15 protein-coding genes are annotated in these 19,031 nt (G+C 59.5%); 6 read left to right on the forward strand and 9 right to left on the reverse strand.

Annotated features, from left to right (window positions below):
• Positions 1 to 232: 232 nt before the first annotated feature.
• Together glyA and ACEN8R_RS28255 are read right to left on the reverse strand one after the other, a co-directional pair.
• On the reverse strand, positions 233 to 1,486 hold the full coding sequence (gene glyA, locus ACEN8R_RS28250; RefSeq protein ID WP_018925867.1) for a serine hydroxymethyltransferase: 1,254 nt from the start codon (positions 1,484 to 1,486) through the stop codon (positions 233 to 235).
• A 246-nt stretch (positions 1,487 to 1,732) separates the two neighbouring features.
• A complete protein-coding gene (locus tag ACEN8R_RS28255) occupies positions 1,733 to 5,581 on the reverse strand; it encodes a sensor domain-containing protein (RefSeq protein WP_018925868.1) in 3,849 nt (1,282 codons plus the stop codon).
• A gap of 286 nt (positions 5,582 to 5,867) precedes the next feature.
• On the opposite strand from ACEN8R_RS28255, the gene ettA reads away from it, so the two are divergent.
• On the forward strand, positions 5,868 to 7,532 hold the full coding sequence (gene ettA, locus ACEN8R_RS28260) for an energy-dependent translational throttle protein EttA (protein ID WP_018925869.1): 1,665 nt from the start codon (positions 5,868 to 5,870) through the stop codon (positions 7,530 to 7,532).
• Between the two features lie 129 nt (positions 7,533 to 7,661).
• Here the strand turns inward: ettA and ACEN8R_RS28265 are convergent, their stop codons facing one another.
• From ACEN8R_RS28265 to ACEN8R_RS28280, 4 genes are all read right to left on the reverse strand, one after another.
• Complete coding sequence (locus ACEN8R_RS28265; RefSeq protein ID WP_495624508.1) at positions 7,662 to 8,156, reverse strand: GreA/GreB family elongation factor; 495 nt, start codon at positions 8,154 to 8,156, stop codon at positions 7,662 to 7,664.
• 70 nt (positions 8,157 to 8,226) lie between these two features.
• Positions 8,227 to 8,583 (reverse strand): hypothetical protein, encoded by a 357-nt coding sequence (locus tag ACEN8R_RS28270; protein ID WP_018925871.1) that lies wholly within the window; start codon positions 8,581 to 8,583, stop codon positions 8,227 to 8,229.
• Positions 8,584 to 8,667: 84 nt separating this feature from the next.
• A complete protein-coding gene (locus tag ACEN8R_RS28275) occupies positions 8,668 to 10,521 on the reverse strand; it encodes an Lnb N-terminal periplasmic domain-containing protein (protein ID WP_495624509.1) in 1,854 nt (617 codons plus the stop codon).
• A 105-nt stretch (positions 10,522 to 10,626) separates the two neighbouring features.
• Positions 10,627 to 11,115, reverse strand: coding sequence for a DUF3015 domain-containing protein (locus ACEN8R_RS28280; RefSeq protein ID WP_018925873.1), 489 nt, complete (start codon positions 11,113 to 11,115; stop codon positions 10,627 to 10,629).
• A gap of 275 nt (positions 11,116 to 11,390) precedes the next feature.
• Here ACEN8R_RS28280 and ACEN8R_RS28285 point away from each other — a divergent pair, with 275 nt between their 5' ends.
• Both ACEN8R_RS28285 and ACEN8R_RS28290 read left to right on the forward strand, forming a co-directional pair.
• On the forward strand, positions 11,391 to 13,829 hold the full coding sequence (locus ACEN8R_RS28285) for a Lon protease family protein (protein ID WP_018925874.1): 2,439 nt from the start codon (positions 11,391 to 11,393) through the stop codon (positions 13,827 to 13,829).
• A 328-nt stretch (positions 13,830 to 14,157) separates the two neighbouring features.
• Positions 14,158 to 14,499: a PA4575 family protein gene (locus ACEN8R_RS28290; protein WP_019581273.1), complete on the forward strand. Its 342-nt coding sequence runs from the start codon at positions 14,158 to 14,160 to the stop codon at positions 14,497 to 14,499.
• Between the two features lie 6 nt (positions 14,500 to 14,505).
• Here ACEN8R_RS28290 and ACEN8R_RS28295 read toward each other — a convergent pair whose 3' ends face one another.
• Positions 14,506 to 16,335 (reverse strand): hypothetical protein, encoded by a 1,830-nt coding sequence (locus ACEN8R_RS28295; protein ID WP_026286391.1) that lies wholly within the window; start codon positions 16,333 to 16,335, stop codon positions 14,506 to 14,508.
• Positions 16,336 to 16,495: 160 nt separating this feature from the next.
• Between ACEN8R_RS28295 and ACEN8R_RS28300 the strand changes: the two genes are divergently transcribed.
• The 3 genes from ACEN8R_RS28300 (at position 16,496) to bamJ (ending at position 18,160) form a co-directional block, all read left to right on the forward strand.
• A complete protein-coding gene (locus ACEN8R_RS28300; RefSeq protein ID WP_007938436.1) occupies positions 16,496 to 16,984 on the forward strand; it encodes a TIGR00645 family protein in 489 nt (162 codons plus the stop codon).
• Between the two features lie 134 nt (positions 16,985 to 17,118).
• Entirely contained in the window at positions 17,119 to 17,412 is a 294-nt protein-coding gene (locus ACEN8R_RS28305; protein ID WP_018925878.1) for a DUF6482 family protein, read from the forward strand.
• 130 nt (positions 17,413 to 17,542) lie between these two features.
• Positions 17,543 to 18,160, forward strand: coding sequence for a BamJ family beta-barrel-assembly machinery protein (bamJ, locus tag ACEN8R_RS28310; RefSeq protein ID WP_007938433.1), 618 nt, complete (start codon positions 17,543 to 17,545; stop codon positions 18,158 to 18,160).
• A gap of 61 nt (positions 18,161 to 18,221) precedes the next feature.
• On the opposite strand, the gene ACEN8R_RS28315 is transcribed toward bamJ, so the two are convergent.
• Both ACEN8R_RS28315 and ACEN8R_RS28320 read right to left on the reverse strand, forming a co-directional pair.
• Positions 18,222 to 18,479, reverse strand: coding sequence for a PA4570 family protein (locus tag ACEN8R_RS28315; RefSeq protein WP_018925879.1), 258 nt, complete (start codon positions 18,477 to 18,479; stop codon positions 18,222 to 18,224).
• A 204-nt stretch (positions 18,480 to 18,683) separates the two neighbouring features.
• Positions 18,684 to 19,025, reverse strand: coding sequence for a zinc ribbon domain-containing protein YjdM (locus ACEN8R_RS28320; RefSeq protein ID WP_018925880.1), 342 nt, complete (start codon positions 19,023 to 19,025; stop codon positions 18,684 to 18,686).
• Positions 19,026 to 19,031: the final 6 nt, after the last annotated feature.

The following is a 19,031-nucleotide window of genomic DNA, read 5'->3' on the forward strand; positions in this document are numbered from 1 at the left end:
TGGCTGCCGTGCGCCAAGCGCATCAGATTCAGGACTTAATTATTGTGGTCTTACCGGTATGTCCAGTGCAGGCGCAGTCTACGCTGGATTTTTTCAGGATTACAAGGGGACGCAGCAAAATTGGCATGACCGGTCTGACCAGTGGTGCCAACCCCAATTGATCTTTATGGCGGACGAAAAAAAACCGGCCATCACTGGCCGGTTTTTTCATTGCTGCGGTTTAGCGGGGCAATTAAGCGCCGTACACCGGCAGTTTCTTGCAGATGGCCTTGACCTTCTCACGAACGGCGTCGATCACCGCTTCGTTGTTCAGGTCAGCCAGGATGTCGCAGATCCAGCCGGCCAGCTCTTTGCACTCGGCTTCCTTGAAGCCGCGAGTGGTCACAGCCGGGGTACCGAAACGCAGGCCGGAGGTGACGAACGGGGAGCGTGGATCGTTCGGTACCGAGTTCTTGTTCACGGTGATGAACGCTTTGCCCAGTGCAGCGTCGGCGTCTTTACCGGAGATTTCCTGCTTGATCAGCGACAGCAGGAACAGGTGGTTCTGAGTACCGCCCGACACCACGTCGAAACCGCGCTCGATGAACACGCCGGCCATGGCCTGGGCGTTTTTCACCACTTGTTGCTGGTAGGCCTTGAACTCAGGCTGCAGCGCTTCCTTGAAGCAGATCGCCTTGGCAGCGATCACGTGCTCCAGCGGGCCGCCCTGGGCGCCCGGGAATACTGCGGAGTTCAGCTTCTTCTCGATGTCGGCGTTGGCGCGAGCCAGGATCAGGCCGCCACGTGGACCGCGCAGGGTTTTGTGGGTGGTGGTGGTCACCACGTCAGCGAAAGGCACCGGGTTCGGGTAGACGCCAGCGGCGACCAGACCGGCCACGTGGGCCATGTCGACGAACAGGTAAGCACCAACCTTGTCAGCGATAGCGCGGAAGCGTGGGAAGTCCAGAACCTGCGAGTAGGCAGAGAAACCGGCCACGATCATTTTCGGCTTGTGCTCAACGGCCAGACGCTCGACTTCGTCGTAGTCGATCAGGCCATTGGCATCGATGCCGTACTGAACGGCGTTGTACAGCTTGCCGGAGGAAGAAACGCTGGCACCGTGGGTCAGGTGACCACCGTGAGCCAGGCTCATGCCCAGAATGGTGTCGCCCGCTTGCAGCAGGGCCAGGTAAACGGCGCTGTTGGCTTGCGAACCGGCGTGCGGCTGAACGTTGGCGTAATCGGCGCCGAACAGCTCTTTGGCGCGGTCGATGGCCAGTTGTTCGACGATATCGACGAACTCGCAACCACCGTAGTAGCGCTTGCCCGGGTAGCCTTCGGCGTACTTGTTGGTCAGTACCGAGCCTTGAGCTTCCATCACCGCAGGGCTGGTGTAGTTTTCCGAAGCGATCAGCTCAATGTGTTCTTCCTGGCGCTGAGCTTCTTGCTCCATGGCGGCAAAAAGATCGGCGTCGAACTTGGCAATAGTCAAATCACGGCTGAACATGGCGGTCCTCAAGGATCGGGGCAGAAAAGGGAGGCATTCTAACCCAACCGCTTTTAGATGGCATATGAAAGGACATCATGTCGCAGACAAGTGGGCTTCATGACGGGATCAGCGGTGATCGTGCGGGCCTCATCGCGGGCAAACCCGCTCCCACAGGGATCTTCAGTGGTCAAAAATCTTGGGTTCACCCAAAAAACTGTGGGAGCGGGCTTGCCCGCGATGGGGCCGTCCGCAGCACTCTGAAACTCAGTCGAACATGAACAACGCATCATTGCTGAACTGCGCTTCGAACCGGCCGGCCGGCATCGGGCGGCCGAACAGGTAGCCCTGAACCTCATCGCAGCCATGCTCGCGCAGGAAGTCGAGCTGTTCGTGGGTTTCCACACCCTCGGCGATTACCGCCAGATTGAGGCTGTGGGCCATGGCGATGATCGCCCGGGCAATCTGCGCATCCTGCTCGCCCGACGGCAGGCCATCAACGAAGGTGCGGTCGATTTTCAGCACATCGATCGGGAATTGCTTGAGGTAGTTGAGCGATGAATAACCGGTGCCGAAGTCGTCGACCGCAATGCTCAGGCCGAGGTTTTTCAGTCCGGCGAGGATCTGCATCGCCTCGCTGACTTCACGCATCAGGATACTTTCGGTCAGCTCCAGCTCCAGGCACGCCGGCGGCAGGCCGGTTTCCCTGAGGATGGTGGCGATCCGCGTGCCGAGCTGCCCGTCGGAGAACTGCCGGGCCGAAATATTCACCGAGACCTTCGGCACCCGCACCTTGGCCTGGTGCCAGGTCTTGAGTTGACGACAGGCCTCACCGATCACCCAGTCGCCGACATCCACCACCAGCCCGAGCTCTTCGAGCACCGGAATGAAGTCCCCTGGCGGCACCAGGCCGCGGCGCGGATGGCGCCAGCGCAGCAGGGCTTCGGCGCCGGTCAGGCGTTTGCCGTCGCCGCTGAATTGCGGCTGGTAGTACAGCACGAATTCGTTTTGTTCCAGGGCGTGGCGCAAGTCGCTTTCCAGCTCCAGACGCTCCAGGGCGCTGGCGTTCATGTCGGCCTGATAGAACTGGAAGTTGTTCTTGCCGCGTTCCTTGGCGTGGTACATCGCGGTGTCGGCGTTCTTCATCAGCTGACTGAGTTCGCTACCGTCCTGAGGACTCAGGGCGATGCCGATACTGGCGGTGACGAAGAACTCGCGGCCTTCGAGCACGAACGGCTTCACCAGGCTGGCGAGGATCTGTTCGGCCACGTGAATGGCTCGGTTCAGCGCGATCTCGCGGTTGACCCGGGGTTGCAGCAGCAATGTGAACTCATCACCGCCCATACGCGCCACGGTGTCGTCATCGTCGACGCAGCCGAGCAGGCGCGTGGCCATTTCCTTGAGCATGCGGTCGCCGGCGGCATGACCCAGGGAGTCGTTGATCGGCTTGAAGCGGTCCAGGTCGAGGAACATCAGCACCACCCAGGACTTCTGCCGTTCGGCCGATTGCAGCGCGGTGTGCAGGCGATCCTGGAACAGCGTGCGGTTGGGCAGGTGGGTCAGGGCGTCGTAATAGGCGAGGCGGTGAATCCGTTGCTCACTGGCCTTGCGTTCGCTGATGTCGCTGAAGAAACACACATAACTGGCCAGATCGCCTTCGTCGTCGAGCACCGCCGTAATCCCGACCCAGGCCGGATAGTGCTCGCCGTTGCGACGCTTGAGCCAGACTTCGCCTTCCCAGGTGCTGTGCTGATGCAATTGCTTGAGCACGTAGCGCAGATGAGTTTCCTGCTGCTCGTCGACGGTGAGCATGTTCGGCAACTGATCGAGCACCTGGGACACCGCATAGCCGCTGACTCGACTGAAGGCCTCGTTGGCCTGGACGATGTAGCCGGCCGGGTCAGTGATCAGAATCGCCGAGGTGGAGTGCTCGAATACCGTGGCCGCCATGCGCAGGTCTTTCTCGGCCCGGCGTTGCTGGCTGATGTCGCGACCGACCCCGAGCACACCTTCGAAGGCGCCGTGTTCGTCCCAGACCAAAACTAGACGCAACTCGATAGGGATCTTGCGTCCGTCGGCCCGCAGGCAGTCGAACAAAAACAGTTGGGTCTGCACCTGACTGCGCAGCAGTGTCAGTTGATCGGGTTTATCCAGCGCTTTGCTGACCCGGTCCATCAGACTGTAGATGCCGCTCAGTTGTTGCGGGTTGGCGATGGTCGATTGCCAGCCGTTCTGGAATATCCAGTCGGCGTCGAAGCCCAGCACCGCTTGCACCGAAGGGCTGACGTAATTGAGCGCCATCTTGCTGTCAGTGGAGAAAATCACGTCGCTGATACTTTCGGCGAGCATCCGGTAGCGCTGCTCGCTGTCGCGCAGGGATTCACTGGCTTCGATCTGCTCGGTGATGTCCTTGGCCACACCGATGATGCGCGTGACCTGATCGTGCTTGTCCCGCGCCAGGGCCTGTTCGCGAATATCGAAACGCCGCCATTTGCCATCGCGATGACGGAAGCGCAGCTGGCACTGCAGCAATTGGGTGTAACCCGCCTGACGCTGAGATTGGCGAGAGCGGTGGTAGTAGTCGGCATCTTCCGGGTGCAAGAGGATTTCCCAGAAGTACTCGCCCATCTGGTGCAGCTCGGTGCGGTTGTAACCCAGCGTCTGCCCCAGGTGATGGTTGCTGAAGATCATCCGCTGGCTGATCACGTCTTGCACATACAGGTGATCCGGCACGGTGCGCACCACATCGGACCAGAATCCTTCGCGCTCCAGCAGCGAAAGCTCAATGAGTTTGCGGCTGGTGATGTCGCTGATGCTCAGGATCACCGCTCTATGGTCGGGCTGATCTTCCGGCAGGCGCAGCACGAGCCACAAGTGCTGGTCGCGGCCATTGGCGTCCTGAAGCTTGATTTCCAGCTCAAGCTGTTTCTGCTGGTGGAGCACCGCTTCGAGCACTTGATTGCCGATGGCCGTGCAGTCCAGTGGGCAGCCGTTGATCAGTAGTTTCCAGGCCTGATCGCAGGAATTGACGTTGAGCAGTTGCAGGGCGACCTGGTTGACCTCGGTGATGCGCAGTTCCTGCAACAGTTGCTGGCGTTGCTCCGGTATCCCGAGCCAGGTTCTCAGCTGCTCGCTGCTGGTGAGTTGCGCCTTGTCGAAAAAGCTTTTGAGCCCGGACAGGTCCAGCACGCACAGGGCAACACCGGTGCCTTCGAAGATGTCCTGATAGCGTCGGCGGCCTTCATGCAGTTGGCGTTGGCGGCGACGAATGTTCAGCAAAGCGATGAACGGTAACAGTGAGAAGGCCAGGCCCAGCAGGCATTTGCCGATGAATGCCGGCAGCAGTTGTTCGATCACCCGTTGCCGGTCGAACAGCCCGCGCAGTTGCCAGTCGCTGCTGCTCAGGGGGACGATCAATACGCTGTTGGTCAGTTCGTCGGGTGTCAGCGCCGCGGGTTTGGCTGAAGGCAGGGCGTCATCGCGACTGATGATCTGATGATTGATGCGGTTTTCCACCAGCCACAGGGGGCGAAGGCCGGCGTCGCCCTGTTTGGTCAATGAAGAAAAAAATGTCGGTGTCAGGCGCAGGGCCCAGTAGCCGCGAGTGCTGCCGCTGGCCTGATGCAGGAGCAGGTGCACCACCGAGCCGTCATCGGCATTGCTGAAATAGTGGGCCTGGGCGCGGCTGCGCTGGACCAGTTCGCTCAGGTAGTTGGCGTCCTGGCTGTCGACGGCGCTGTCACTCAGGACTTTCCCGGAGGGGCTGAGCAGCGCCAGGCTGCGCAGGTCGGGCAGCGACTGTTGCAGTTTGCGCAGCAATGCCTGCTGTTCGTCGGCGCTTTGCGGTTGTTCGACGATCGGTAGCAGATTAAGGGCGATCTGGGCGTTGAGCGCCATGTTGAGGCTGACTTGCGAAGCCAGGTCGGCGGTGTAGTTGATGGTGTACTGGCGCTGGTTTTTCTGGGTTTCGCGCAGTTGATCCAGCAACTGCCAGAACAGCAGTGCGAGCAGCAACAGCACGAGAGTCGCCAGCGCGCCCTTCAAGCTTCCGCGCAGGGGCGAGCCGAGCCCAGGGTTGAGCACGCTCGCGGACGGTGGCGGAGTGACATTGGACAAACTGTAATCCTGCGGTTTGGCTGGACTGGCGCGGCGTGCACTATAAGCCGGACGCCCGAAGGGCGGCTAGCATGCCTTGAGTTGTGGCGAAGTGCCAGCCCCGCTCGGCTGGACTGCCTTCTGTCAATGAGGTAGCTTTGCCGGTTACGCGGGAGCGTTCCAGCTCCTAGACTCAGGTTTTTTTCAGCGCGCACGCCTTGATACCCATCAAACGAACGACGCGCATGGCCTGGCCGGGCATCGCCTGCGCTCCAATCATTCATCAGTCACTGACCCTAGGTTCTCCATGGCTCAATACGTCTTCACCATGCATCGGCTGGGCAAAGTTGTTCCGCCGAAGCGGGAAATCCTGAAAAACATTTCGCTGTCGTTCTTCCCCGGCGCCAAAATCGGCGTCCTCGGTCTCAACGGTTCGGGTAAGTCCACGCTGCTGAAAATCATGGCAGGCGTCGACACCGAGTTCGACGGTGAAGCCCGTCCGATGCCGGACCTGAACATCGGCTACCTGCCGCAAGAACCGATCCTGGACCCGACCAAGACCGTGCGTGAAGTGGTCGAGGAAGCGGTCAGCGTGATCAAGGACGCCCAGGCGCGTCTGGACGAGGTCTACGCGGCCTACGCCGATCCGGATGCCGACTTCGACAAGCTGGCTGCAGAGCAAGCCAAACTTGAAGCCATCCTGCAGGCCAGCGATGGCCACAACCTGGATCGCCAACTGGAAGTCGCTGCCGATGCGCTGCGTCTGCCGGCCTGGGATGCCAGGGTTGAACATCTTTCCGGTGGTGAAAAGCGTCGTGTGGCCCTGTGCCGCCTGCTGCTGTCCGCCCCGGACATGCTGCTGCTCGACGAACCAACCAACCACCTGGACGCCGACTCCGTCGCCTGGCTGGAGCACTTCCTGCACGATTTCCCGGGCACCGTGGTTGCGATCACGCACGACCGTTACTTCCTGGACAACGTTGCCGGCTGGATCCTCGAACTCGACCGCGGCGCCGGTATCCCGTACGAGGGCAACTATTCGGGTTGGCTCGAAGCCAAGTCCGATCGTCTGGCTGCCGAATCCAAGCAACAATCGGCTCACGAAAAGGCCATGAAGGAAGAGCTGGAGTGGGTGCGCAAAGGCGCGAAGGCCCGCCAGTCCAAGTCCAAGGCTCGTCTGCAACGCTTCGAAGAAATGCAATCGCAGGAATTCCAGAAGCGCAGCGAAACCAACGAGATCTACATCCCGGCCGGTCCACGCCTGGGCGACAAGGTCATCGAGTTCAAGAACGTCACCAAGGGCTACGGCGATCGCGTGTTGATCGACAATCTGTCGTTCTCCATGCCTAAAGGCGCCATCGTTGGCGTGATCGGCGGTAACGGTGCCGGTAAATCGACCCTGTTCCGCATGCTGATGGGCAAGGAAACGCCGGACTCGGGCAGCATCGAAGTCGGCGAAACCGTGCAACTGGCGTGCGTCGACCAGAGCCGTGAAGACCTGGATGGCAGCAAGACTGTGTTCCAGCAGATCTCCGACGGTTCCGACCAGATTCGCATCGGCAACTACGAGATCCCGTCGCGTACCTACGTCGGTCGTTTCAACTTCAAGGGTGGCGATCAGCAGAAGTTCGTCAAGGACCTGTCCGGTGGTGAGCGTGGTCGCTTGCACCTGGCCCTGACCCTGAAAGAGGGCGGCAACGTCCTGCTGCTCGACGAACCGTCCAACGACCTCGACGTTGAAACCCTGCGTTCCCTGGAAGAAGCCTTGCTGGACTTCCCGGGCGCCGCCATTGTGATCTCTCACGATCGGTGGTTCCTTGACCGCGTCGCGACTCACATCCTGGCGTACGAAGACGACTCGCAAGCGGTGTTCTTCGAAGGCAACTACACCGAGTACGAAGCCGATCGCAAGAAACGCCTCGGCGAAGCGGCCTCCCAGCCGCACCGGGTACGGCACAAAAAACTGGCCTGATTTCAGGTTGGCTGCATAAAAAAAACGGAGCCTTCGTTCGGGGGCTCCGTTTTTTTATGGGTTTTCAGTGGCACCGCGGTGTGGCCTTCGCGAGCAAGCCTCGCTCCTACAGCGAAGGCGCCATCGGACTCACCCGATCTCTATAGCCAGCACCTCAATCACCATATCCCCCACCGGCCGCTTCCACGACACTTCATCGCCTACGTGCGCACCCAGTAATGCCCGTCCCAGCGGTGAACTCCAATTGATCAGTCCATGGGCGGCATCCGCCTGGTCTTCTCCGACCAATTGCACGCGCTGTTCATGATCGTGCTCGTCGGCAAAGGTCACCCAATTGCCAATCTGCACTTTGTCGGTCGAGGAGGCTTGTGCGACCACCTGTGCGCTTTGCAGGCGCTGCTTGAAGTAGCGCCAGTCGCGATCGAGGTCGGCCTGGCGCTGCTTGTCGGCCAGGTCACCTTTGGCGCTTTCCTCGTCGAGCAGGCTTTGCAGCGCGGCGACTTTCGCCTGGAGCTGCATGAGCCCGGCGGGTGTGACGTAATTGGGCTGCGCGCTGACCTGTCGTTCGACTGGCAGGTCGGCTTGCGCGGCAGCGTTATCTTCATTGACGAAGGCGCGACTCATGTTGTTCTCCCGTTATAGGGTTTGGGCCATGGTCGCGTGCTTTAAGTTTCGACGAATGTCTGTAAACGACTTATTGCGAGCGATAGGCTCGCGCGGCGTCCCGGTCTTTCTCTCGTTGCCAGGCCCTTTCGCGCTCATCCCAATGGCGTTCCCTGTACTCGTTGCGATCCTCGCTTTCCCGCATGGCCTGGCATTGACGCAAGCCATCGGTCCAGCCTTCTGCGTATTGCTTGTCCTTGAGGTAGCGTGGGACGTTTTTGCGAAATTCACCGGTGATTGCCCCGGCGGCTTGCCGGCCACTGCTGCAACCGTCATCGAAGCCATCGGCGAACGCCGGCGGATACCCTTTGGCGATCAGATCCTCGTGAGTCGACTGGCACCCTGTAACCAATAGCAACAACCCCAACACACCCACGCAACGCCACATCTCGGACTCCAGGGCCGTTCAACGGCCTATAGGGGAAGTCTAGAAGCGGATTTGTCGGATGGGAGTGAAAGAAGGGTCAAAAGATCAATAGTGATACCACTTCACTTCAAGCATCACTTCGTTTTCAGGTGATGCCAGGTGGCTGAATTCGCGTTGGGCACTCAGGCGCAGCCCGAGGTCGCGCGACAACTCCCACTGCTGATTCAGGCTCATGCTCCGGCGCACTTCGCCGTTGGTGAAGTAATCGCCCTTGGCTTCCAGGCTGAAATTCCCCAGCGGGTTTTTCCACAACAGACCGCTGTTGAAGCCCGCTGCCGGGGCAATGAAGCCCGCGAAATCGTTGTTGTGCTCCACGCGCACGGTGCCCAAGGCGAACCCGAGCATGTCGTCGCTCAGTTGCCAGGTCCCGCCACCACCACCGTTGACATGACTGACCAGGGTTTCGTCATCGTGCTTGCCCGGCACACGCTCCAGGCCGCCGGTGACTTGCCACGACAGCGGCTGCAACAGCGCGTTGCGCGGGGTCAGGGAGCGGATGGTCGCCAGGTCCAGTTGCTGCAACTGCCAGTGATTGCCTTCGTATTGGCGCAGCTTCATCTGCAGGATTTCGATCTGCGCGCCAAGGGGGAAGCTTTCGGCGTTGTCGTTGAGGTCGTGGTAGGCCATGCGCAGGCCATATTCGCCGAAGGCTTTGTCACCCCGGGTGCCGATGCCGGCCTGCCAGGTGCGGGACTCGTGGCCATCCTCGGGCAAGCCAGGTCGCGCAATGTCCAGTTCAGGAGGCGGGTTCTGATTGATCGCGCGCAGTAATTCGAAACTGCGCTGAGCTCGTTGCGGGTCACGTTCCTGGCCGTTGGCGCGATAACGCTCCAGACGATAGGCCGCGTCGATGATCAACGCCTGACGCTCGCGCGGTTGCGCCTTGAACGCCGGTTCCTGCAATTGCTTCTGATCGGCGCTGATTTTCAGCACCCACTGCTGCTCTTCATCGGTCAACGGCTGCGCGCGGCTCAGCAGTTCACGCTCGCGGGACGGGCGATATTCGATCGACTCCACCAGCCCGGCCTGTTTCACCGCTTTGACGGTGTCGGTGGGAATGGCGGTCAACGGGAACTGATCGGTCAGCTTCAGGCCCGGCCGCGCCACCTGCAGCAGCTCAAGCAGGCGATAGGAGCAGTTTTCATCGAAGAAGAAGTAGTCGAACTGGATCTGCTTGAGCTCCCAGACATGCTCGACCATGCGCTCGGTTTCCTGCTGGGTCAGGTTCAGGCGGTATTCCCACAGGTCGCGGTTTTCGAGGCTACGGTATTCCGAGAGTTTTTCCTGATAGGGCACCAGTGCAAACAGCCCTGGATAACCACCCATCAGGCCTTTCCACGCATACAAAATGCTGTTGTCCGACCCTTCGATGTAGGCGCCGAAGTTGATCGCGTAACTGAGCAGCGAGGTCTTGTCGCGCTGCACATCGGCCTGATCGATGCGCAGCAAGGTATGGCCGAACATCGACGACGGGCTGTTCAGGTAGGCGGCCGGGAAAATCATCACCGCACTGTGGGGCGAAACGTCCTTGAACCATTGCTTGAATTCAGCACAGTCCAGCGACGGCAGATCCGTCAGGTCAAGTTGCGCCTTGAGCCAGCGAGTACGGGCCGGATAGACGCATTGCGCATGCTGCTCGCCGGCACTGGCCGGGGCATACAGCGCCTGTACGGTCGCCGCCAGTTCGCGGTCGGGGTGTTCGTTGCCATCGGAGGCGAGAAAGAATTTCTTGTCGCTGACATAGCTGCGCCAGCCACCGAGCTTGGCGGTTTCGTAATGACCCAGGGAAATCCAGAAGGGGTCGTTGGCCAGTTGCTGCAAACGTTGATTGTCGATGTGGGGCGCGGCGGACAGCGGGGCGCAGACACAGAGCGCCAGCCAGGCAAGGCGTTTGAGCATAGTGAGCAACTTAAGTCGAAAGTAACAAAGACCCAAAGGGGCAGGCCAAAAGGGCCGGGGTCAAAAATAAAACCCGCTCCCCAAAGAGAGCGGGACGGGTCGAGCTTAAGCTTGAGTGGCGTACTTGGCCAGACGAGGATCGTTCTTCAATACGGCCAGGGTATTGGTATGCACGTCTTCAGCGGTCACGTCAGCCTTGCTGAAAATTTGCTGGAAGTGTTGATGAGTCACGGCGGCGAAGTGCGCACGGTCTTCCGGCGCCACGCCCAGTACCACGGCGTAAGTGGTCAGCGCTTCGCCCTGACCTTTAGCCATGTCTTCGGACAGCTCGTTCATCATGCCATTCATGGCAATCCAGGATTTGCCGCCATAGGTCAGCGCCGCATTGGTCGAGCAACCGTTGGTGCCGGAGGTCATGCCGAAAGTTGCATTACCGGAGGTGCCGTTGGTGGTGGATGCCAGGAAGTGTGCCGGGGTGCCACGCTGACCTTCGAACAGCATGTTGCCCCAACCGCAGTCCGGACCGCCTGGCGCCTGAGCCATGGCGTTGATGGATACAACGGTGAAGAGAGTACCAAGAAGAATCCGTTTCATAGCTATGTTCTCTTTGTGTGCATTCCAATGGACAGGGTGCTGGCCCCTAATGGTGCCAGTGGGCCGGTTATTCGTTCCAGCCGCGCAGTTTGGAGTTTAGGCAGGTTCCAGGGGTTCCGTGATTTTTTGCGAAACATTCCCTGAAAACCTTGATTTTGACCCGCGCGGCCCGTGGATGGGGGCTTGTCTAAGCTTTGGCTTGAGGTGCGCCTTGCCAGTGGGTACGGGCAGCGCCAGAATGCCGTTATCCGCCCCGCCTGATGTAAGGAAGCCCGATGCCTGATCCTGTTGCTGCCAGCTTGCGTCTAGCGCCTGAAGCGCTGACCCGTCCGTTTTCCGCTGAACAGTTCAGCTTCTCTACCACCAATGATCTGGAGCCCTTCCGCGGTGTGCTTGGCCAGGAACGTGCGGTCGAAGCCTTGCAGTTCGGTGTGGCCATGCCGCGCCCCGGTTACAACGTGTTCGTCATGGGCGAGCCCGGCACCGGCCGGTTTTCGTTCGTCAAACGCTACCTCAAGGCCGAAGGCAAACGCCTGCAGACCCCGGCCGACTGGGTCTACGTCAATAATTTCGATGAGCCTCGCGAGCCTCGCGCCCTGGAATTGCCGTCGGGCACCGCCGGCGCTTTTATCGGTGACATCAACGGCTTGATCGACAACCTGCTGGCGACCTTTCCGGCAGTATTCGAGCACCCGTCCTACCAGCAGAAGAAAAGCGCCATCGACCGTGCGTTCAACCAGCGTTATGACCGTGCGCTGGATGTGATCGAGCGTCTGGCGCTGGAGAAAGACGTCGCGCTCTACCGCGACAGCAGCAACATTGCCTTCACCCCGATGAGCGAAGGCAAGGCCCTGGATGAGGCGGAATTCGCCCAGTTGCCGGAAGCCGAGCGCGAGCGCTTTCACGATGACATTTCCGGGCTCGAAGAGCGGTTGAACGAAGAGCTCGCCAGCCTGCCGCAATGGAAGCGCGAGTCGAGCAATCAGCTGCGCCAGCTCAACGAAGAAACCATCACCCTGGCCTTGCAGCCCTTGCTGGCGCCGCTGTCGGAAAAGTATGCGGAAAACGCAGGGGTTTGCGGTTACTTGCAAGCGATGCAGGTGTACCTGCTCAAAACGGTGGTCGAGCAACTGGTGGATGACAGCAAGACCGACGCCATCGCCCGTAAATTGCTTGAAGAGCAATACGCCCCGAGCCTGGTGGTCGGGCATCCGCACAGCGGCGGTGCGCCGGTGGTGTTCGAGCCGCACCCGACCTACGACAACCTGTTCGGCCGCATCGAATACAGCACCGATCAGGGCGCGCTCTACACTACCTATCGGCAGTTGCGACCGGGTGCATTGCACCGGGCCAACGGCGGTTTCCTGATCCTCGAAGCGGAAAAAATGCTCAGCGAGCCATTCGTGTGGGATGCGCTCAAGCGTGCCTTGCAATCGCGCAAGCTGAAAATGGAATCCCCGCTGGGTGAGCTGGGCCGTCTGGCCACCGTGACGCTGACGCCGCAACACATTCCGTTGCAGGTCAAAGTCGTGATCATCGGCGCCCGGCAGCTCTACTACACGCTGCAAGACCTCGATCCGGACTTCCAGGAGATGTTCCGCGTCCTGGTGGATTTCGACGAAGACATTCCGATGGTCGACGAAAGCCTGGAGCAGTTCGCCCAGTTGCTCAAAACCCGTACCTCGGAAGAAGGCATGGCGCCGCTGACCGCGGATGCGGTGGCGCGTCTGGCGACTTACAGCGCACGTCTGGCCGAGCACCAGGGACGTTTGTCGGCGCGAATCGGCGATCTGTTTCAACTGGTCAGCGAGGCGGATTTCATCCGCGACCTGGCAGGTGACGAGATGACTGACGCCGGGCACATCGAGCGTGCGCTCAAGGCCAAGGCTACCCGTACCGGACGAGTTTCGGCGCGGATTCTCGATGACATGCTGGCCGGGATCATTCTGATCGACACCGATGGCGCGGCGGTCGGCAAGTGCAACGGGCTGACGGTACTGGAAGTCGGCGATTCGGCCTTCGGGATACCGGCGCGCATTTCCGCCACGGTGTATCCGGGCGGCAGCGGCATCGTCGACATCGAGCGCGAGGTCAACCTCGGCCAGCCGATTCACTCCAAAGGCGTGATGATCCTCACCGGGTACCTGGGCAGCCGCTATGCCCAGGAATTCCCGTTGGCGATTTCCGCAAGCATCGCCCTGGAGCAGTCCTACGGTTACGTCGACGGCGACAGCGCATCGTTGGGCGAGGCCTGCACGCTGATCTCGGCCTTGTCGAAAACTCCACTCAAGCAGTGCTTTGCGATTACCGGTTCGATCAACCAATTCGGTGAAGTGCAGGCGGTAGGCGGGGTCAACGAGAAGATCGAAGGCTTCTTCCGGCTCTGCGAGGCTCGCGGCCTGACGGGCGAGCAGGGAGCGATCATTCCTCAGGCTAACGTCGCCACGCTGATGCTTGACGAGAAGGTGCTGGCGGCGGTGCGCGCGGGGCAGTTCCATGTCTACGCGGTGCGCCAGGCCGACGAAGCACTGAGCCTGCTGGTCGGCGAGCCGGCCGGTACGCCGGATGAGAATGGCGACTTTCCCGAGGGCAGCGTCAACGCGCGGGTGGTGGAACGCTTGCGGGTGATCGCGGAAATGGTCAGCGACGAAGACCTCAAGGAGGCCGAAAAAGAGTTGGCGCAGGAAGCATTGCTGGAAGTCAAACCGGCCTGAGTCAATCTCGAAACTGAGGAGGCTCCCTGTGGCGAGGGAGCTTGTCGGACCGCCGCACCGCCCCGTTCGGCTGCGTAGCAGTCGTCAAATCGGCGATGAGGTCTGTCTGATAAATTTCGGGGCCGCTTCGCAGCCCAACGGGGCAAGCCCCCTAGTCACATCTCTGGCGTCAATATTTGCACGGCGACCACTCGGCGCCTTCTGGCTGCGGGCCGCGTGCGAGCTGAACTTTTCTTCTATTCTCTGCTCAAGGATATCGACAGTTATCACTGGATCGAGACAGCCTTCCCGTGGAGGCTGAATACCGGATCTACCGAGGGTCGCCGCCATGTCGCGCAACCTCTGCCTCACCCGTCAATGCCTGGGCCTTGTGACCCGTATCGAATGTGCTATCCGCCCGCTGGCGGGAGATACGGGCATGTGGACCTTGCTTTTTGCCGCCGGAATGGCCGGCGAGCAACCTTCAGCCATCAAGGCTCAAGGCCCGTTCCGTGGGCCGGTCGTGGCTGAATCGATCCTCGACACCATCGTCGAAAGTCTGACCCTGCATGGCTACGAGCTGGCCGATGACCCGCAAATCTGGTGCCTGCACCTGCAAGCCCAGTTGCGAGAGATCAACGGTGGCCGTTTCCACAACCTTGCCGGTCCCGGGTTTCGACCTGAAGGCTGATCCAGGCTATTGATCCAGGTTACCTGGCTCGGTCTTGTCGAGTTTGACCTCGAAACCGTATTGCACGGTGGTGAGGTTGGTTCGCTGATAAGTTTCCAGACGTGTGGGCTGGCCGTAGAAGTAATGCACTGCGAATAACCCCGGACCTTGCGCGTTCGCGTCGTGACTGACCGAAAGAATCTCCTTCAGATAGTTGCCACTGTCGTCCTTGGCGAAAAAGCGCCAGTCCTGGTCGGGGAACAGCTTCAGATCAACCACCAACTCATTCCCTTTGAGCGTCAGGCCCTTGGGCAGTTGGGGGGCGTCGTAGGTTTGCTTGTCGACAGTCGCCAGGAACAGCGGCATGGAGCCCACCGCGTAGGCCGGAGTTTCTGCAAACAGATTCAGATCGTAGGTGATGCTGCCGCGTAGCGGGTCGACCTGATACGCCTCCGGTGGCAGCTCGATCGGCCCATCGCGCCGGCCATTGCTGTCTTGGGTAAAGAACGTCACGGGACTTTCGCCGGGATTGAACGAGGTGCCGAGCAGTTCATCATTGAAACTTCTGGGGTGATCGAAATCGATGCGCGCGGCGCTCGGGTCATCGATCGACTGGCTGATACTGATGCTTTTTTTCAGTTGGTTCTCGTCCAGCGTCGCACCCTTGAGCCAGGTCGCAGCCTGGTCGTCGTATACCACCACGGGCAAGGTCAGTGGCTGGATGGTTTTTTCCGTCGTGTGCGGGTCGAAGCGGCGTACTGGCAGGTCCAGGTTCTTGCGGGTCACCGTGACCGCCGAGAAGTCCAGCAAGCTGACTTCGAGCGTGTCGATCGGTCCGTTGAAGTACACCTTGGCGTACTGTCGGGTTTGTTGTTTTTCAAAGGCACGCTGGTCGTCCTCGAGCTGTTTTTCGAACGCTTCGCTCCAGGCTTTCTGCTGTTGCATTTGCGCCAGTTGTTTTTGATAGAACGCAATTTGCGCGGCGGTTTCATGGATCGCGCCCGAGCGCGAGAGGAATTGTCCGGTGGTGTCCCTGGCCTGAACGATCAGCGGGTTGGGCGGTGTATCGCGAACCTCGGGGGCCGGTGGTGCGCTGTTACTGAATTCGATTTCGGCATGGTTTTTTTCAAGCTTCAGCAGCGTGACACTAAGGTTGTCATTGGTGCGCGTCTGGCCGACGTCCTTTTTTGTCAGGTCGAAGCTGTAGATTCGGCGTGGGGCGATGACCTCCACCTTGCCTTGCAGGCTCACTGGTTGTGGCAGGTGCTTTTTGTCCACAACCAGGCCTTCGATGAAGGGGTAGGTCACCGTCAAGTCATCGGGGTTGGTCAGGTTGGAGCTCGACGGGCTCAGCTGAATGCCGGGATCGGTTTCCGACCATTCCGGCTGAAACGCGATGACGCGCTTGTTGCTGAGGGTCACCGATTGCCATTCCAGGTCATGAGGGAAAAGGAATGCGCCAGGGGCGTTGAAGTGGAGGGGGAATACTGGTTGCAGATCGGTCAGGTAATCCGAGCTGGACTCCTTGTGCAGCACGAACAGCCCGTTGATGTAAGTGTCGACCAGCGCCTGGGGCGTGGGGTAGTGCTTGAATACGGCGAGGGCATCTTCGCCGTATTCGGTGACCACCGGTTTACTGTCGAGCTTGAGTTGCGCACGCTCGAGCAGCAACAGTGAACCGCCGAGTTCGGTCACGACGTCCTTGAGTTTCGGATCCTTGATCGCCTCCAGAGACTTTTCGAACTGCGCGGTCTTTTCTTCGAGGCTGACTTGGCGTTTCTCATCGCTGGGTGAACAACCACCGAGCAGCAATGCGAGGCAAAGTCCTGCACTCGTTAAGGGCAATCGCACATCCATTTCCAGTTTTCCTGTCCGATGTCGCTGACCTGTCATTGATCTGGACACTAGCAGAAAAACTTTGTCACACACACGCAGGTTGCGGATTTTCCGGCGGTTTCTGGGTGTAACAGGCGGCTGTTATACTCGCCGCCATTTCCAGCCCCTTGTGTGAGATTCAATGGAACGCTTTATCGAAAATACAATGTACGCCTCCCGCTGGTTGCTGGCGCCGATCTATTTCGGTTTGTCGCTGGGCTTGCTGGCGTTGGCACTGAAATTCTTCCAGGAAGTCATCCACGTCATCCCTAACGTGTTCTCGATGGCCGAGTCGGATCTGATTCTGGTGTTGTTGTCGCTGATCGACATGGCGCTGGTAGGCGGCTTGCTGGTGATGGTGATGATCTCCGGTTACGAGAACTTCGTTTCCGAACTGGATATCGACGACAGCAAGGAGAAGCTCAACTGGTTGGGCACCATGGATTCGTCTTCGTTGAAGATGAAGGTCGCGGCTTCCATCGTGGCAATTTCGTCGATCCACTTGCTGCGGATTTTCATGGACGCCAAGAACGTCGATCCGGAGCATTTGCAGTGGTACGTGATCATCCACATGACCTTCGTGGTGTCGGCGTTTGCCATGGGTTATCTGGACAAGCTGACCAAGCACTGATCCGCCCTTACTTGCTCCACCGCACCGCCCGTCTGTTGCGAAACAGACGGGCGGTGTCGTTTGTGGCTTGTACTTTGGCGCGTCGAGGCATATCCCTGTAAGAACCCTGGCTCTCCACTGCGTGAGGTGCGCTCATGAACCTGCAAGAGTTGAATGCGTTTGCCATCGCCGGAAAGATCGATGAGTTGAACCTGATCTCGATGGAAGGCGTGTTCTACGTGCTGGAGGCTCGGATGCATGGTGCGGCGCATCCAGTGCTCGATGCTCATGGCGAGACATTGCAGCTGCGGTCGGTCGAGCATGCGCGTGAAGTGCTTCACGACTGTCCCAAGCCATTCAACGTTGTATGTACCTCGGCCCATGATGAAATGTGCGGTACCAGCGCCGAGGAAAGTCCGAAATTACCGAGCACCTTCCGTTCTGCGTAACAGGGCTGACGCCGCTCATCAACGTGGCGGCATCTGTGCTAGTCTGCTCGCCCTTTTGATTCCGGGCGCTCCGGGATGCGCTGTGCACGCACGGCAAGTTCCAGGGCCGTCCGCACAGCGGAGCAGTGTCATGTCCGAAGTAAATCTGTCCACCGATGAAACCCGCGTCAGCTACGGCATTGGCCGTCAGTTGGGCGACCAGCTGCGTGACAATCCGCCACCGGGCGTGAGCCTGGACGCAATCCTGGCTGGTCTGACCGACGCGTTCGCCGGCAAGCCAAGCCGTGTGGGTCAGGAAGAAATGTCCGCCAGCTTCAAAGTGATCCGCGAGATCATGCAAGCTGAAGCGGCTGCCAAGGCTGAAGCTGCTGCTGGCGAAGGCCTGGCTTTCCTGGCTGAAAACGCCAAGCGTGAAGGCATCACTACTCTGGCTTCGGGCCTGCAATTTGAAGTGCTGACTCAAGGTGAAGGCGCCAAGCCAACCCGTGAAGATCAAGTGCGCACTCACTACCACGGCACTCTGATCGACGGCACTGTGTTCGACAGCTCCTACGAGCGCGGCCAGCCTGCAGAATTCCCGGTAGGCGGCGTTATCGCTGGCTGGACCGAAGCCCTGCAACTGATGAACGCGGGCAGCAAATGGCGTCTGTACGTGCCGAGCGAACTGGCTTACGGCGCTCAAGGCGTTGGCAGCATTCCGCCGCACAGCGTACTGGTATTCGACGTCGAACTGCTCGACGTTCTGTAATCCCGGTGTTGGAGCTGGCCCGCTCCTGCAGGGCCAGCTCCGGCATTTTTACAAATGATCTTCATACCTCGAACTTGGTATTCAGGTCATGACTCGGGCGCAACGCCCGGGCATAGCAAAACAGAAACAGATTGCGCACCAGTTCCTTGAGCACCACCGGCTCGCTGGAACTCAGGCCGTTGACGTCCAGATCACCCTGATCCTGCAGCTCGTTCAAGGCTTCTTCTTCAAGCACCGCACAGACTTCCCCGGTTTCCCGATGCAGGATTCTGAGGTAGGGATGTGGGCGGTCCAGCCAGGCATCGATCAAATAAGTCATGGGTCTCATCTCCATTGATTGGGTTCAATGAGAATAATTCCTATTCATTAAATAGCAAGGGCCTATTGGCGGTTTGCGTTTTTTATCGGGTAAGGATTGCGTAAGGTCAAAACGGCTGGCGTTTGGCTATTGCGAGGAGTGCTGGGTGAGGCGGGAAGGGCAAAGCACCATCCCACGCAGGGCGCGGGATGGAATACAGCGGGCTCAGACTTTTCTGACGAACTCGGATTTGAGTTTCATCGGGCCGATGCCGTCGATCTTGCAGTCGATGTCGTGGTCGCCATCGCACAGGCGGATGTTCTTGACCTTGGTGCCGACCTTGACCACCAGGGAAGTGCCTTTGACCTTGAGGTCCTTGATCACGGTGATGGTATCGCCGTCCTGCAGCACATTGCCGACCGAGTCCTTTTTCACGGTATCGTCGGACGCTACTTCGGCTTCGCCAGTGGCGGACCACTCATGGGCGCACTCCGGGCAGATCAGCTGTGCGCCGTCTTCGTAGGTGTATTCGGAATTGCATTTCGGGCAGGGTGGCAACGTGCTCACTAAAGC

This window comes from Pseudomonas sp. Pseusp15 (genome assembly GCF_059492165.1).